Genomic DNA, 14,813 nt, shown 5'->3' with positions numbered 1-14,813 from the left:
GAAGAATGGGAATGTGACCGAAGATTTAGCGGTGACGCGAACGCTGTTTTATGCGAGGGCTTTTTGCAAAGCTTCGCGGACCACCGGTAGGACACGTCCCTGCACCTCATCGAGCGATCCTTCGAGAAACGCCCCCGCCGCCGCCTTGTGCCCGCCGCCACCGAATTCGCGGGCGACTTCGTTGCAGTCCAATCCACAACGGCTCCGGAAGGAAAGCTTAAAACCACCTCGAACTTGCCCGACGAAGATCACGGCCGCCTGGGTACCGCGTACCGCGAGCGTCAAGTTGATCGCGTCTTCGGTGTCGTTGGGTTCGGCACCACAAGCGGCGAAGTCCTCTTTCTCGACATAAGTGTATACGAGAGCGCCGTCGATTTCCGACGCGGTTCGCGACAGAATCAAACCGCGTAACTTTAGTCGCCCGAGTGTGTCGCGTTCATACAAATCGCCATAAACCTCGCTCGGCACCACGCCGACGTCCATTAACCGCGCGATCACGCGGTACGTCTCCGATGTCACGCTGGGAAAACGGAACCAACCGGTATCGGTCGCGATCGCGGCGAAGACCGGGACCGCCATGGCTCGCGTGATCGGAACGTTCAACGCGTCAGCCGCCTGCACAACGAGTTGCCCGGTCGCTTCGGCTTGGTAGTCCTTGTACATCGTCGCACCGAGGTCGTCTTCGCCGACATGGTGATCGACCACAATTTTGTCGCAACGCGCGGCGCGAATCACGTCGCCCATGTCTCCGAGCTGCGCCCACGCACTGGTATCGAGAATCATGATGCAGTCGGCTTTGACGTCTTCCGCTTCGACACTATCGCCGAGCACGTCGATTTTGCCGGCGGGATCGAGGAACGATAACGCCGGTGGTGTTCGGTGGGCGTTGACGATGCGAACGTCTTTACCGACTGCCCGTAACACCTCGGCCATCCCGAGTTCACTGCCGAGTGCGTCGCAATCCGGACGAATGTGACTGACCAGGATAAAGGACTGATAATGACTGATCTGATTTACGAACGCTTTCCAATTGACTCCCACGGAGACACTTTCTTTCTAAAGATAAAACAACTGAAATAAGGCTTATTGAATGATTTCACGGACGCGGGCAACATCACGGTGCAATTGCTGCTTCAACGCGTCGACGTCGGTGAATTTCTCGATGGGACGTATGCGGGCGATCCATTCGACGGTGAGTTCACGATCGTACAGATCGCCATCGTAATCCAAACAATGCACCTCCACCTTCGTCCTGCGTTCCTCATCGAACGTGGGATTGGGACCGACATGAACCGCCGCGCGAAGTTCGCGACCGCTGTCGCCCGAAACCTCATTGGATCCGCCGATCGTCACCTTCGCCGCATACACTCCGTTGTCAGGCACGAGTGTTTGGATGCCCGTCAAATTCGCGGTCGGGAATCCGATCTGTCGTCCCCGTCGCTCTCCGGTGGTGACTCGCCCGGAGATGCGGTAATTCGATTGCAACATCGTGTTGGCAAATTCGATTTGTCCGGCCGAGATGGCTTCTCGAATTCGTGAACTGCTGATCAGCCGTCCGTCGTCGATTCGCGGATGGACGACCTCGAGCCGCATGCCGGACTGCTCGCACAAATCTTTCAAAACATGAACATCACCGCCGCGGTCGCGTCCGAAGAAAAAGTTCGGACCTTCGACGACCGCTTTCGCCTGCAGGCGCTGGACGATGAGATAGTCGAAAAAGTCGTTCGCGGTACGGTTGAGGAACTCGATACTGACCGGGCACACGACCAACGTATCAATCCCGATCTCGCTCATCAGTTCGGCACGACGTTCGATGGTCGTTAAACGAGTCGGGGCGCTGTGTGGTCTCAGAACCGACGCCGGATGCGGGTCGAGCACCACAACCACCGCCGGTCCACCTACGGCATCGGCGTTGGCGCGGGTGCGAGCGAGCAACTCACGGTGACCGGCATGCACACCGTCGAAGTTTCCGATACTGACAGCCCCGTGCGAGACAGAGGGCCGCTCGGGAGCGTCCGCGGCATCGCCGCCGGCTTTTCCCTCCCGGGCAGACGCGCGAGCATCCAACGCATCGAGCATCAATATCTGTGTCGGGGGAGGGCAGGGCGATGACATTTCGTATCAGGCAATCAATTCAATCAGGTCGGGTGAGTTCGGTGTCAGTATGCCTGATGAACTGCCGATCGGTTAGGTGACAATCACGCCGAGGTAACAATCACGCCGAGGTAACAATCACGCCGGGGTAACAATCACGACCGTGCGATTTCCGGGGCACCGACCAATTGCGGGCCCGAACCGTCATTGAAGTACACGCGATTGCGGCCCCGGTTCTTGGCACAGTACAACGCCTCATCGGTACGCCGGACGATCGGTCCGATCGCGAGATCGTCACGCGGTTCGCTCAACCCCACACTCATGGTGACACTGATATTGTCCTTGCCGGTCTGAATCGGTTCCTCTGCGATCTGTTTTCGCAGCTTGTTCATTCGGTCTGCCGCCATACGCAGCGGGATGTCGGTCAAGATCGCAAACTCCTCGCCACCGAATCTCGCAACGATTTTGGCGTCGCTCATGTTGGCTTCGAGAATCGTTGCGATTCGCTGCAGGACCAAATCGCCAACCGGGTGGCCGTAGTTATCGTTGATCGATTTAAAGTGATCGATGTCGACCAGGATCAACACGAACGAACTGCCTCCCCCGCGATAGATCGAAAACATTTCGTCGAGTTTTCGGTCGAGTGCCCGCCGGTTAAACAACCCGGTCAATCCGTCGGTGCGGGCCTCGGTCAGGTAGGACTCGATTTGCTGCGTTTGCTCTTCGAGCTGTTTTTCGGCGGCATGCAACCGCGACTGCAGTTCCTCATTGGTGCCCATGATCTGCGAAATCAGCGTCATCATCCGTGCGTCGCCGAGCATCTGCGCGTCGCCAGGTTTGGCACCGAGCGATTGGCGTTCTTTCTGAACGGCGTTGAGACTCTGCCGGACGTCGTTACTGATCTGCTGCAGGTCAGATTGGTAGGTCGACACGTTCCCGGAGTACTCATTCGTCCAGCGGGCCAAACTCTGCAACAGCCCGACGATTCGTTGGCGATCATCCTCATCGACCAACGGGGCCAACTCGACCGTTCTCGCCCTCCCTGGGCGTCGTCTGCCAAACCAATACCCGATCAGGACCAAAACGACAGCAAGGATCGAGCTGCCAATCAACAGCAGAGCATTCACGGGTGGCATCAGTGCACCAATCCTGACAAGTAAATAATCAGGCTAACGAAGACACTGAATTGTTGGCCTGAATCAACTCGCCCCGAGCAATCACGACCAACCCGCTGTCCGTCACCGTCAACCCTCGGGCGGCATCTAAAACGGGATCATAGCCGATTTCCGTTTCCGGTGGGATCCGCACACCTTTGTCGATAATCGCCCGACGGATTCGGCTGTGGCGGCCGACCTCGACGTTGTCAAACAGGATGCTGTCTTCGATCTGCGAATAGCTGTTCACCCGGCATCCCGCGCCGATAATCGAACGCATCACACTGCCGCCGCTGAGAATGGCCCCCTGGCAGATGATCGAATCGAGTGCCACACCGCGACGGCTCGATCGCCCCTCGCTGCCGAAGACGAACTTGGGAGGCGGCAACTGGGGGCGGAACGAGCGAATCGGCCACTCGGCGTCGTACAGGTTCAACTGCGGGTCAACGGTCACCAAATCCATGTTGGCTTCGTAGTAGGCGTCGAGCGTCCCCACGTCGCGCCAGTACGCCTCCCGTTTGCGATTCTCATCGGTGAACGGGAACGCGAACACGTTGCTGTCCTTGATCGCGGCGGGAATGATGTTCTTGCCGAAATCATGGCTGCTGTTCGGATCGGTCGCATCGTCGCACAGCCGTTCGAACAAAAACCGTGTGTTGAAGACATAAATCCCCATCGACGCCAGACATACGTCCGGATTTTCGAGCGTCGGTTTCGGGTTCTCGGGCTTCTCTTCGAATTCGATCAACCGGTTATCGACATCCGCCTGCATGACCCCGAATTGCCGTGCTTCGTCCCGGGACACCGGCAACGCGCCAACGGTGATGTCGGCGCCCGTTCGATGATGAAAATCCACCATCGTGTGATAGTTCATCTTGTAGAGGTGATCCCCGGCGAGGATCACGACGTGCTCGGGCATCTCGCGTTCGATCGCGTAGATGTTTTGATAAACCGCGTCGGCGGTGCCTTGATACCAATTGTCATCGATTCGTTGCTGTGGAGGAACAACGTCGATGAACTCGCCGAGTTCGCGACAAAAATAGTTCGTCCACGCGAGCTGGATGTGACGGTCGAGCGACTGGGCCTTGTACTGCGTTAACAATAACAAGCGTCGCATGCCACTGTTGAGACAATTGCTCAGCACGAAATCAATAATGCGATAGCTGCCGCCAATCGGCACGGCCGGTTTCGCACGGTCTCGCGTCAACGGTTCGAGACGCGACCCACGTCCCCCCGCCAAGATCACCGTTACGGTTCGTTGCATCATATCTGGATCCATCATTTCACACGACTCACTACGAACCTCGAAACGGAAACCCGCCCCACGGCAAACAGCATCCGCAAGACACTCCTTCACCACGGAGCATGGTGGCACTCACTCGATCACACTCACCCGATCACGCCCACCCAATCACACTGGAAAGAATTACAACGTTTGGCAAATCTGACCAACGCTTCTTGATACCAAACCGAATGCGATGAAGACTCTTATCGGGCACCTACGGCCCCTTCATGCACACAAAAGGGGTCGCGAGAGCACCAAACTGTCACACTCCCCGCGAACAAGTTACCAAATTGGTGCGTTGTTTGCTTATGCAATTATGTCGCAGCAAATTCGCTGCCACATTTGCCCTCGCATTTTCGGATGCGAATGATCAACCAAATTTCGTGCCGTTACGTAGCCCTCTGAATGGGCCAACTGAACGGCCGTTCTATCGAGAATCCCCAACTTCCCCAAATTTGGAGAACGCCAATATGCAAAAGCAATGGAAGCGAATCAGCATCGTCCTCGCGACCGCATGGGTCGCCACGCTCGTTGCGGGCGTGATGATGAGCCTGCCGCAGGGTGCCAACAACGACGCCTACGCAGACCAGCAAATTCGCGGCCGCGCCGCGACACAAAGCCTCAACACCGCCCAAGACATCTCGAGCGTCTTCCGAACGGTCGCCGATGTGATGCGTCCGAGTGTTGTCAGCATCAGTACCAAGACCGACGTCGCCGCACGCGTCCAACGCCTACCACCGAGCATCCGCCGGCAATTGCCGCCTGGTTTTGAACAGTACTTCCGCGACGGACGCGGCCGCCAAAACGCCCAACCCCAACAACAAGGCCAGGGCAGCGGCGTGATCGTGCGGGAAGACGGCTACATCCTGACGAACAACCACGTCGTCGAAGGAGCCGACATCGTTTCGGTCGAACTGAGCGACGGCGTGACGATCGATGCCGATGTCGTCGGCACCGACCCGGAAACCGACCTCGCGGTTTTGAAGATCGAACACGAAGGCCTCCAAGCCGTCCCGTTCGGCGACAGTGACGCGATCCAAGTCGGTGACTGGGTACTGGCGATCGGAAGCCCGTTCGGTCTCGACCAAACCGTCACCGCCGGAATCATCAGCGGCAAGAACCGCGTTCAAGGCATTGTCGACGGTGGGCACGGCTTCGAAGACTTCTTACAAACCGACGCGGCGATCAACCCCGGTAACTCGGGCGGACCGCTCGTGAACCTGCGAGGTGAACTGATCGGTATCAACACCGCAATCCTGTCCCGTTCCGGTGCCAGCGCCGGGATCGGGTTCGCAATCCCCGTCGGGCTCGCACGTCCGGTTTTGATGTCGATCATCGAAAACGGTGAAGTTCGTCGTGGTTTCCTCGGCGCCCAAGTCGCCGACGTTACCCCTGAAGTGGTCGAAGAGTTCGGCCTCAAAGTAAACAAGGGTGCGTTGATCCGTGGCGTCCTGGCAGGACAACCGGCCGCAAACGCGAATCTGCAACCGGGTGACGTGATCCTGGAAACAGACGGACGTCCCGTCACGACGAGTTCGCGTCTGGTGAACTACATCGCGAGCCGTCCACCGGGCGAGAGTGTCCAAATGAAGGTCAACCGTAACGGGAAGATCATGAACGTGACCGTCAACCTGCAGGAACGCACCGACCAAGCGATGGCAATGTTCGGCGCGGGCACCGCCTGGGGAGCCGAACTCGAACCCGTCACGCCGCGTTCGGCCGAACGCTACGGCTACACTGACCTCGAGCAAGGCCTGATCGTTACCAGTGTCAGTGACGAAGGCATCGCAGCGGACGCCGGAATGCAAGTCGGCGACGTGATCGAAGCCGCCGCGAACCGACCGGTGAACTCGGTCGCGCAGTTGACCCAGCTTCTCGCCGAAGCCCAACGTCAACAGGTGCCGCTGCAAGTGGTCGTTCGACGGGGCAACACGCGAATGCTGCTCGTGATCCGCTAACTCTCGCCCCGCCATCCACGGTCAATCAACCGTCGAAAGCCGTCATGTGGAAAACCGAGTCCCATGGCGGCTTTTTTCATTCCGACATCTCGTCAGCGATCAACGCGAGCGTCTCGACCAGATGCACTGCGGTCATCCCCGCCGAGCTGATTCGAGACGCGGCAACGTCGCCCGCACGACCGTGTATCCAAACGCCGAGCCGAGCGGCATCCCATCCGCACAAACCCTGTCCGAGCAACGACGTGATCACGCCGGTCAATACATCGCCACACCCGGCCGTCGCCATCGCGGGATTCCCCGTCGTGTTGACATAAGTCTGCACCGGAGAATCGTCCGAACCGCGCCCCACCACGCGAGTCGGGCCTCCCTTGACCACGATCGTGAACCCGAGACGTTTCGACAGTTCCCCCGCGGCGCGTACCTGACCATCAACATCACTCGCGGGAACACCGGTGAGACGCGACAGTTCGCCGGGATGTGGCGTGAAGACGACCGCCGCATCGTCTTTGCCCCGAGCCAACTCGTCACCGTCCAACCAACCTTGACTCGAAATCACGTTCAACGCGTCGGCATCCAATACGACGGGCGTTTGCCGCTGTTTCAACAAACCTTCGACAATCGCCACGCTGCCTGATTCCGTCGTCATGCCTGGACCGGTTCCGATCGCATTTTGAGTGGACACTCGCCCACAGAGCGACTCCCACGCATCGCTGGAGAACCTGCCGTCTTCGGCGGGCAACCCGATCGTCATCAACGCCGCGTGAAAACCGGCAACCGTTTCTAAAACGACGTCAGGCACCGCGGACGAGACCAACCCCGAACCGGTATGCAGCGCCGCGATCGACGACAGAGAGATCGACCCCGCCATGCCACGTGAACCACCGACCAACAACACCCGCCCAAACGTCCCTTTATGATCCGATGCGTTTCGCGGCGGCAGTGTAACAGGACGTGACATAATGGCTCGCTCAAAAGATAGAAGAAGAAAACACGCATCGGTCCCAAACCGAACGACGAACCCAACGTGAAGGCTCTCTTCCCAAACAATCCCGAGCCATCCGTTCTCAATCCTCTCGAACAGCGACTCGAGGAACCTATCTGAAAACGCCGAAAACCAATCAGCCGGCGGGCGTTCGATTCGGTTCTCCCATGGAAACCGCGGCGAACGCCGATCGGCTGACGAACTACCGGCTAGGTTCTAAACGCCTTCGTATTGATTGGACGACGGTTGCTTTGCATGATTCTCGGCAGCGATCAATTGAGCGGCGATCAGACCTCCCAAATACGCCCCTTTGAATCCGGCATCGATATTGACGACCGCCACGTTGGGTGCACACGCGGTCAACATCCCCATCAACGGTGTCAAACCACCGAAGTTCGCACCGTATCCCATGCTCGTTGGCACGGCGAAGACAGGTACGCTGACGTGACCGGCGACCGTCGGCGGTAGTGCACCTTCCATGCCAGCGATCACCACAATCGCCGACGCTTTTCGCAACGCCGGAACCGCCGCCAACAAACGCTGCGGCCCGGCAACGCCGATGTCTTCGACTCGCAGATGCGGAACGCCCATCCACGTCAGCGTCTCAACCGCTTCCTCCGCCACCGCCGCATCCGTGCTGCCCGCCGTCACGACCGCCACGTGCGGGCAACTGTCGTCGAGAACCGGTGTGGCGAGAAGGTCGATCTCGGACGCGATCCGCAGCGTTCGCGCGTGTGGATTGTGGTGTGTGTGTGGAAAATGGCGTCGCAACTGCGCCGCCGAGGTTGGATCGATCCGAGTGATCAAACAAGTCTGCCCGGCCTCGAGCTGAGTCTCGACGATCCGGATCATCAGATCGGTGCTTTTGCCCTCGCCGTAGATCACCTCGCCGAACCCGCACCGATCGCGGCGGCCCAGGTCCACGGTCGCGCCCGGAATCTCCGCGACGCCACCCAACGCTGCCAAGTTCTCGCCACTCGCGGTGGAAATCATCGACGCAACGCTGCCGGCCGCCTGCTCAACGCCGACGGTTCCTTTCGCAACCGATGCGAGCAAATCGAGCAAAGCACCGGAATCCGGCCGGGCATTGGGGGCGACGTTTCCGTCAGAGGAGGATTGCGGGGCAGGGGGGATCATCGGGAATTTTGTGGGCAGAATGACGATGTGGGGAAGAATGCCGATTTATACTGCCGCTTGCGTGTTTGGGCAGCGGCCACTTAAATGATCGACCCCCAAAACATAGACAAATTCCTCTCGTCATTGGATGTTGATTCAATATGAAAAGTTGCGTGCTGGCCTATTCCGGTGGACTCGATACCTCCGTCATCCTCGGATGGCTCCAAGACCAGGGATACGAAGTCCACTGTGTTTACGTGGATTTGGGCCAGCCGTGCGAGGATCGAGACGCCATCATGGAGAAAGCCCGCACCTGCGGCGCCGCCTCCTCTCGCCTGGTCGACGTCCGCGAAGAGTTATGCCGCGATTTCGCCTTCCCTGTCCTCTCATGGCAGGCGAAATATGAGCAAATTTACCTGCTGGGAACCTCCATCGCCCGCCCACTGATCAGCAAAGTGATGCTGGAAGTCGCCCGCGAAGTCGGCGCAACCGCCTACGCCCACGGTGCAACCGGCAAAGGCAACGACCAATGTCGATTCCAGTTGGCCGCCGAGGCACTCGACCCGAGCATCAAGATGATCGCCCCATGGCGAATCAAATCGTTCCGTGACGCCTTCCCCGGCCGAACCGAACTGATCGAGTACTGCGACGTCAAAAGAATCCCCGTCAAAGCATCCACGGCGAAGCCATACAGCAGCGACGAGAATGTGCTGCACATCTCCTACGAAGCCGGCAAACTGGAAGAACTCGACGTCAACGGCGTCGAACTCGTCGAATTCGGAATGGGCGTTTCTCCTCAAGAAGCACCTGACCAACCCGAAGAAGTCACGATCGGTTTCGAATCCGGAGTACCGGTCACCCTGGGCGGAAAGAAAATCTCCGCCCTGGAGATGGTCGAACAACTCAACATCATCGGTGGACGCAACGGCGTCGGCCGGATCGACATGGTCGAAAACCGCTTCGTCGGAATGAAGAGCCGCGGCGTCTACGAGTCGCCCGGCATGACCGTGCTCTACGACGCGTTGATGTACATCGAACAACTCACGATGGATCGCGACCTGATGCACCTTCGAGACCGACTCGCCCCGGAAGTCGCCGAGATGGTTTACTACGGATTCTGGTACACGCCCAAAATGGATTCGCTCTTCGCGTTCATCCGCGAAGCTCAAAAACCAGTCACCGGCGAAGTCACGTTGCAACTGTACAAGGGCAACATCATGGTCTCCTCGCGACAAAGCCCGAACAGTCTCTACGACGAAGAAATCGCGACCATGGAAGGCGGCGGCTCGTACAACCAAGATGACGCCGAAGGCTTCCTGCGGATCCACGGACTGCCTTGCCGAGTTCAGGGCCGCGTCACACCACGTAAGTTCTAAGCCGACGAACGCTCATCGCATGGCATCAACGCCTGCAACTCGGAACAACGGGTTGCAGGCGTTTTTTACGTCAACGCAACCTTGCGGCATCGGCGTTTTACTCAGCCCAAAACTTCGATCGCTCCAAGACTTTACTCAGTCCAAAACTCTACTCAGTCCAAGACGTCGTCCGCCAACGGCTCTCCGCCCCTCGGCGTAACCAACGCATTGACGGTCAACGCCGCAGTCGACTCCGACAGAAAATGCCCACGCCCGTCAACCGTCGCCACACACACGCCTCCCTCGGTAACACCACCAAAGTCGCTACCCGCGGTCGTGTTGATTCGCCCTGCTGAAACGGCGAAGTCCAAATCAATCGGCTCCGTCCAAACACTCGACACTCTCGCTTCGGTCAACAGGATCGTCTTGGTGGCACCATCGACCACTTGCTTCGGCCCGAGCGCCCCGCTGGCTGGAAACAATGTTCCTGTCCCCGTCACCAAATGATAGGGCGTGTCCGACGCCCATCCCTGGTTGTCGGGATGTCGGTAAACCACAGGCATGTCTTGATAACTCAGCATCTGGTTTGTGTTGCTGTCCCATGCCGCGCTGAGGTTGAAACGATCGTATAACTCTTCCTCGCCGAGGTACGGCAAAATCATCACACGCCACGACAACAACGGCTTGCCGGTGCGACTCCTGATCGCCGGCGGAGGATAACTGCCGTGATCGGCCGCGTATGCGTTGAGTGCTTCAGCGATCGTCTCCAAATTCTTAATGCTGGCGATCCGCTCGCGGCCCTGACGCAGCCTGTTGGCCGTTGAACCGCCAATACGCGCGATCGCGACGATGGACGATCCGACCAGCAACAACATCACCACCGCTGCGGCCACCCAGGCGGCCGAACGTTGGCGTTTCTTTCCCGATCCCGTCATCGCAGCACGCGAACCCGCACCGGGAGCAAAATTGGGTAACGTGATCTCGCGACCACAAACCACGCATTCGCCCGATTGACCGCTGAACTCATCTTCCACTTCCGTTCGCGTGTGGCAGTGTGGGCAAGTAAACAAATACGGCATACGATTCACGGACAACGCGACAAAGAAAAATCCACTCTTTCAACAACACTATCTTAGCGAGACTTCGACGTGAAAGTCATCCTGCAGCGAAGCCTTCAAGCCAACGTCCACGTCAATCATGAAATCGTTGGGAAAATCGATCACGGCTTGGTCGCCCTGGTGGGCATCGCACACGGAGATACCACGGAAACGGTGAGGGTACTCGCGGAGAAAACCGCCAACCTGCGGATTTTCTCCGACGAAGAGGGCAAGATGAATCGCAACGTCATGGATACCGGAGGCGGCGTGCTCGCGATCAGCCAATTCACACTCCTGGCCGATTGTCGCAAAGGCAGACGCCCATCCTTCACCGGCGCCGCCTCGCCGGACATCGCCAAAGAACTCTACCAGAACTACGCCGACCATCTCACCTCGCTCGGGATCCCCGTCGCAACAGGAATCTTCGCCGCCGACATGGCCGTGTCGCTGGTCAACGACGGACCGGTGACAATCATCCTCGACTCCGACGAAATCGTTCGCTGATACCGTCTCGCGACAAAACGAAACCCAGCCGTCACGCCCCACTGCCGCCAAAAACCCTGCCGTCAGTCGATCAACGGTTGGGGAAAGTCAGGCTCGGGAAACCGATTCTCCAAAAATTCGCGTTCGAGCCGATCGACAATCTCAGGATGATTTGCCGCCACGTCGGTGGACTCATACGGATCGGTTGCGAGATGATACAGCTCCCACGCTGCGGGCTTTTTGCGTTTGGTTTGCCTTCGCACCGCTTTCCACTCGCCGTCTCGAATCGCAAAGATCCCACCATACCCGGCGAACTCCCAAATCATCGGCTGTTCCCGACACACCTCGCCCTTTCCGGTCAGGGCGGGCGTCAAATCCACGCCGTCACCTCGTTGGTCGCCGGATAGACCGACTCCGCTGATCGCAACCAACGTGGCAAACCAATCGGGAAAGTACGACGGCACCGACGAAATGCTGCCGGCGGCCACCTTCCCCGGCCAACGGACCAAACACGGCACCTTCAACCCGCCTTCATAACAACTACCCTTGTACCCTTTTAGACCGGCGGCGGAATCGAAAAAAGAACACGCGGCGCCGCCGATGTGAAACCGCGGATCGCGACCGCCATGCGTGGGACCGTTGTCGGACGTAAAAACAACAATCGTGTTGTCTTCTACGCCGCGTTTTTTGAGTCGGTCCATCACCGCTCCGACATGTTCATCGAGATCCGAGATCATTGCCGCGTACGCCGCCCGTGGACGTGGATGTGGCAGGTACCCGTTCTGACCACGGTACGGGCCGTTTTCCGCGTCCCACTGCTTCGGATAACGATCAATCCATTCCTGCGGCGGTTGCATCGCCACGTGCGGTTCGACGAAAGGCAGGTAAAGGAAAAACGGGCCGCTGCTGTTTTGATCGAGCCAATCGAGAGCTTCGGTGAGAATCCGATCGGGTGCGTAAACGTCCGCTCGATAGTCCTCCGCAACGACTTCACCGCTCGGCTTTTTCAGATGCCCGGTAACCGGAGATTCGTTGAGCATTTCCCGCTGATCGTCACTATCGAGAAACGGCGGGTAGTAACTGTGTGCATTGCGTTGGCAGTTATAACCAAAGAAGCGATCAAAGCCCTGCCGGTTCGGCCCGCCCGAAGATTCGGTCGGCCCGAGTCCCCATTTGCCAAAACCACCGGTCGCGTAACCGGCCCGCTGCAACACTTCGGCGATCGTGACCAGAGCATCGGAGATCGGCCATTGCCCGGGAAACTTTTTTCCATTTCCCGAGTCACGATTGCCGCGAATCTCACTGTGGCCGAGATGCCGTCCCGACATCAACACACACCGCGACGGGGCACACACCGGTGCACCGCAGTAGTGCTCCGTCAGCCGCATTCCCTGCTCGGCGAGGCGATCCAGGTTGGGCGTTTTGATCTTTTGCTGGCCATAGCAACCGAGTTCACCGTATCCCAAATCGTCCGCCAAAATGAGCACGATATTAGGAGGCGTCGCGTCCTGGTCCGATGCCAGCGAACTGGTATTCCCAACAATGAACAGCGATAGAAAACAGACCATCCCAACCACGAGCAGACGCCGATTCATAAAATCTCCAACACGTTCATCGCTACGATTCCCTTCACGCTCCCCATCACACGGGCGTGCTCCTACGACGCCTATAATCTACCACACGCCGCGGCAGCGCTCCGAAACGTCGCATCTACTTTCTTTCGCGCGCCGGCCAGCTTAGGCTGGTAATGACGGTTCGAGATGTCCCAACGTGAAACAATCGAGAATTGAAATGCGAATTGGTGTGCCGGCCGAAACATGGCCAGGCGAACTCAGAACAGCACTCGTACCCGACAACGCAAAGAAGCTGATTCGGCTCGGTTTCGAGGTTGTCGCTGAGTCGAGCTTAGGGTCGCCCTCCGGTTTTCCGGACGAACAATACACAGAAGTCGGCGTCACGATCGAAACCGACCGTCAGGCCATTTTGAATCAGTCAGACATCGTTCTTCGCGTCCGACAACCCGAGATGCAAGACATCGAGTCGCTCAAAAGCGGTTCGACACATATCAGTTTCCTCGACCCGATGAACCGCCGCGATTTAGTCGACGCGATGGCCGCCCGCGGCGTCACGGCCCTGTCGATGGAAATGATCCCGCGGAGCACGCGGGCGCAAAAGATGGACGCGTTGTCATCCCAGGCCAACTTGGCCGGCTACGTCACCGTCATCCAGGCCGCGTATCACTGCCCCAAAGCGTTCCCGATGATGATGACGCCGTCGGGAACCATCCGCCCCGCACGTGTGTTCGTGATCGGCGCCGGCGTCGCAGGATTGCAGGCGATCGCCACCGCCAAACGACTCGGCGCGCGAGTCGAGGCCTTCGACACACGCCCCGTTGTTGCCGAACAGGTCCGCTCGCTCGGTGCCAAATTCGTCGAGATCGATCTTGGCGAAGTCGGGCAAACCGAACAGGGCTACGCCAAAGCTCTCACTCCGGAACAAATCGAACTGCAAAAACAGGGACAGGCAGCAGTAATCGCCGCCTCCGATGTGGTCATCACCACGGCACAACTGTTTGGTCGCCCCGCACCTCGAATCGTTACCGCTGACATGGTCGCCGCGATGGGGCCGGGCAGTGTCGTCGTCGACATGGCCGTCGAATCCGGAGGCAACGTCGAAGGTTCGGTACTGAACGAAATCGTCGACGTCGGCGGGGTCAAAATCCTCGGCATGGGCAACCTGCCCTCACACGTCTGCCGTAACGCGAGCGAAATGTACTCGAACAATCTCGTCAGCCTGATCAGCGACTTTTGGGACGACGAATCCAAAACCTGGGACCTTTCGCCCGAAGACGAGATCGCCCAAGCCGCCGTGATCACGCGTGACGGCCAAATCGTTCATCCAATGTTGCTAGATAAAAACTAACCACCACGAGAAACAATCATGGAAACCGTGCTACTGGGTTTCGTTTTGATGTTGTCGATCTTTTTGGGATTCGAACTGATCTCAAAAGTTCCCGCAACATTGCACACACCCCTCATGTCAGGCGCGAACGCCATTTCGGGGATCACCGTCGTCGGCGCTCTTACGCTCGCCGGAGGCGGCATGGACCAGTGGGCGACCGCTCTCGGCGCTCTGGCGGTGTTCTTCGCAACGATTAACGTGGTCGGCGGCTACATGGTCACCGACCGCATGCTCGGCATGTTTAAAAAGAAAGATGAACCGGAGGCACGATCATGAGCCCAGAATGGATTGGTGCCGTCTACATCGTTTCTGCAGTCCTGTTCGTCTT

Annotated in this window: 13 protein-coding genes; 5 read left to right on the top strand and 8 right to left on the bottom strand. The window is 58.3% G+C overall.

Going from position 1 to position 14,813, the window contains the following annotated elements:
- Positions 1-48: 48 nt before the first annotated feature.
- The 4 genes from RSSM_RS29110 to glgC form a co-directional block, all read right to left on the bottom strand.
- The gene (locus RSSM_RS29110; protein WP_008688313.1) at positions 49-1,041 is read right to left on the bottom strand and encodes a DHH family phosphoesterase; all 993 of its coding nucleotides are present in this window, start codon (positions 1,039-1,041) and stop codon (positions 49-51) included.
- A 42-nt stretch (positions 1,042-1,083) separates the two neighbouring features.
- The gene (locus RSSM_RS29105) at positions 1,084-2,115 is read right to left on the bottom strand and encodes a bifunctional riboflavin kinase/FAD synthetase (RefSeq protein WP_236621466.1); all 1,032 of its coding nucleotides are present in this window, start codon (positions 2,113-2,115) and stop codon (positions 1,084-1,086) included.
- A gap of 134 nt (positions 2,116-2,249) precedes the next feature.
- On the bottom strand, positions 2,250-3,230 hold the full coding sequence (locus RSSM_RS29100; RefSeq protein WP_044303954.1) for a diguanylate cyclase: 981 nt from the start codon (positions 3,228-3,230) through the stop codon (positions 2,250-2,252).
- A 28-nt stretch (positions 3,231-3,258) separates the two neighbouring features.
- Positions 3,259-4,530 (bottom strand): glucose-1-phosphate adenylyltransferase, encoded by a 1,272-nt coding sequence (gene glgC / locus RSSM_RS29095; protein WP_044303953.1) that lies wholly within the window; start codon positions 4,528-4,530, stop codon positions 3,259-3,261.
- A gap of 473 nt (positions 4,531-5,003) precedes the next feature.
- On the opposite strand from glgC, the gene RSSM_RS29090 reads away from it, so the two are divergent.
- Complete coding sequence (locus tag RSSM_RS29090; RefSeq protein ID WP_008688307.1) at positions 5,004-6,491, top strand: Do family serine endopeptidase; 1,488 nt, start codon at positions 5,004-5,006, stop codon at positions 6,489-6,491.
- 76 nt (positions 6,492-6,567) lie between these two features.
- On the opposite strand, the gene RSSM_RS29085 is transcribed toward RSSM_RS29090, so the two are convergent.
- Entirely contained in the window at positions 6,568-7,449 is an 882-nt protein-coding gene (locus RSSM_RS29085; RefSeq protein ID WP_008688306.1) for an NAD(P)H-hydrate dehydratase, read from the bottom strand.
- Between the two features lie 240 nt (positions 7,450-7,689).
- The gene (gene larB, locus RSSM_RS29080; RefSeq protein ID WP_008688304.1) at positions 7,690-8,610 is read right to left on the bottom strand and encodes a nickel pincer cofactor biosynthesis protein LarB; all 921 of its coding nucleotides are present in this window, start codon (positions 8,608-8,610) and stop codon (positions 7,690-7,692) included.
- Between the two features lie 140 nt (positions 8,611-8,750).
- Between larB and RSSM_RS29075 the strand changes: the two genes are divergently transcribed.
- Entirely contained in the window at positions 8,751-9,965 is a 1,215-nt protein-coding gene (locus RSSM_RS29075; protein WP_008688302.1) for an argininosuccinate synthase, read from the top strand.
- 152 nt (positions 9,966-10,117) lie between these two features.
- Here the strand turns inward: RSSM_RS29075 and RSSM_RS29070 are convergent, their stop codons facing one another.
- Positions 10,118-11,023, bottom strand: a complete 906-nt coding sequence (locus RSSM_RS29070; RefSeq protein WP_008688299.1) for a DUF1559 family PulG-like putative transporter — start codon at positions 11,021-11,023, stop codon at positions 10,118-10,120.
- Between the two features lie 69 nt (positions 11,024-11,092).
- Here RSSM_RS29070 and dtd point away from each other — a divergent pair, with 69 nt between their 5' ends.
- On the top strand, positions 11,093-11,545 hold the full coding sequence (gene dtd / locus RSSM_RS29065) for a D-aminoacyl-tRNA deacylase (protein WP_008688297.1): 453 nt from the start codon (positions 11,093-11,095) through the stop codon (positions 11,543-11,545).
- A 62-nt stretch (positions 11,546-11,607) separates the two neighbouring features.
- Here the strand turns inward: dtd and RSSM_RS29060 are convergent, their stop codons facing one another.
- Positions 11,608-13,119: an arylsulfatase gene (locus RSSM_RS29060; RefSeq protein WP_008688296.1), complete on the bottom strand. Its 1,512-nt coding sequence runs from the start codon at positions 13,117-13,119 to the stop codon at positions 11,608-11,610.
- A gap of 196 nt (positions 13,120-13,315) precedes the next feature.
- On the opposite strand from RSSM_RS29060, the gene RSSM_RS29055 reads away from it, so the two are divergent.
- Both RSSM_RS29055 and RSSM_RS29050 read left to right on the top strand, forming a co-directional pair.
- Complete coding sequence (locus RSSM_RS29055) at positions 13,316-14,446, top strand: Re/Si-specific NAD(P)(+) transhydrogenase subunit alpha (RefSeq protein WP_044303952.1); 1,131 nt, start codon at positions 13,316-13,318, stop codon at positions 14,444-14,446.
- A gap of 18 nt (positions 14,447-14,464) precedes the next feature.
- The gene (locus RSSM_RS29050) at positions 14,465-14,761 is read left to right on the top strand and encodes an NAD(P) transhydrogenase subunit alpha (RefSeq protein ID WP_044303951.1); all 297 of its coding nucleotides are present in this window, start codon (positions 14,465-14,467) and stop codon (positions 14,759-14,761) included.
- Positions 14,762-14,813 lie beyond the last annotated feature (52 nt).

This window comes from Aporhodopirellula sallentina SM41, assembly GCF_000346505.1.
Classification (GTDB): Bacteria; Planctomycetota; Planctomycetia; order Pirellulales; family Pirellulaceae; genus Rhodopirellula; species Rhodopirellula sallentina.
This window is presented reverse-complemented; position numbering and strand designations above follow the sequence as displayed.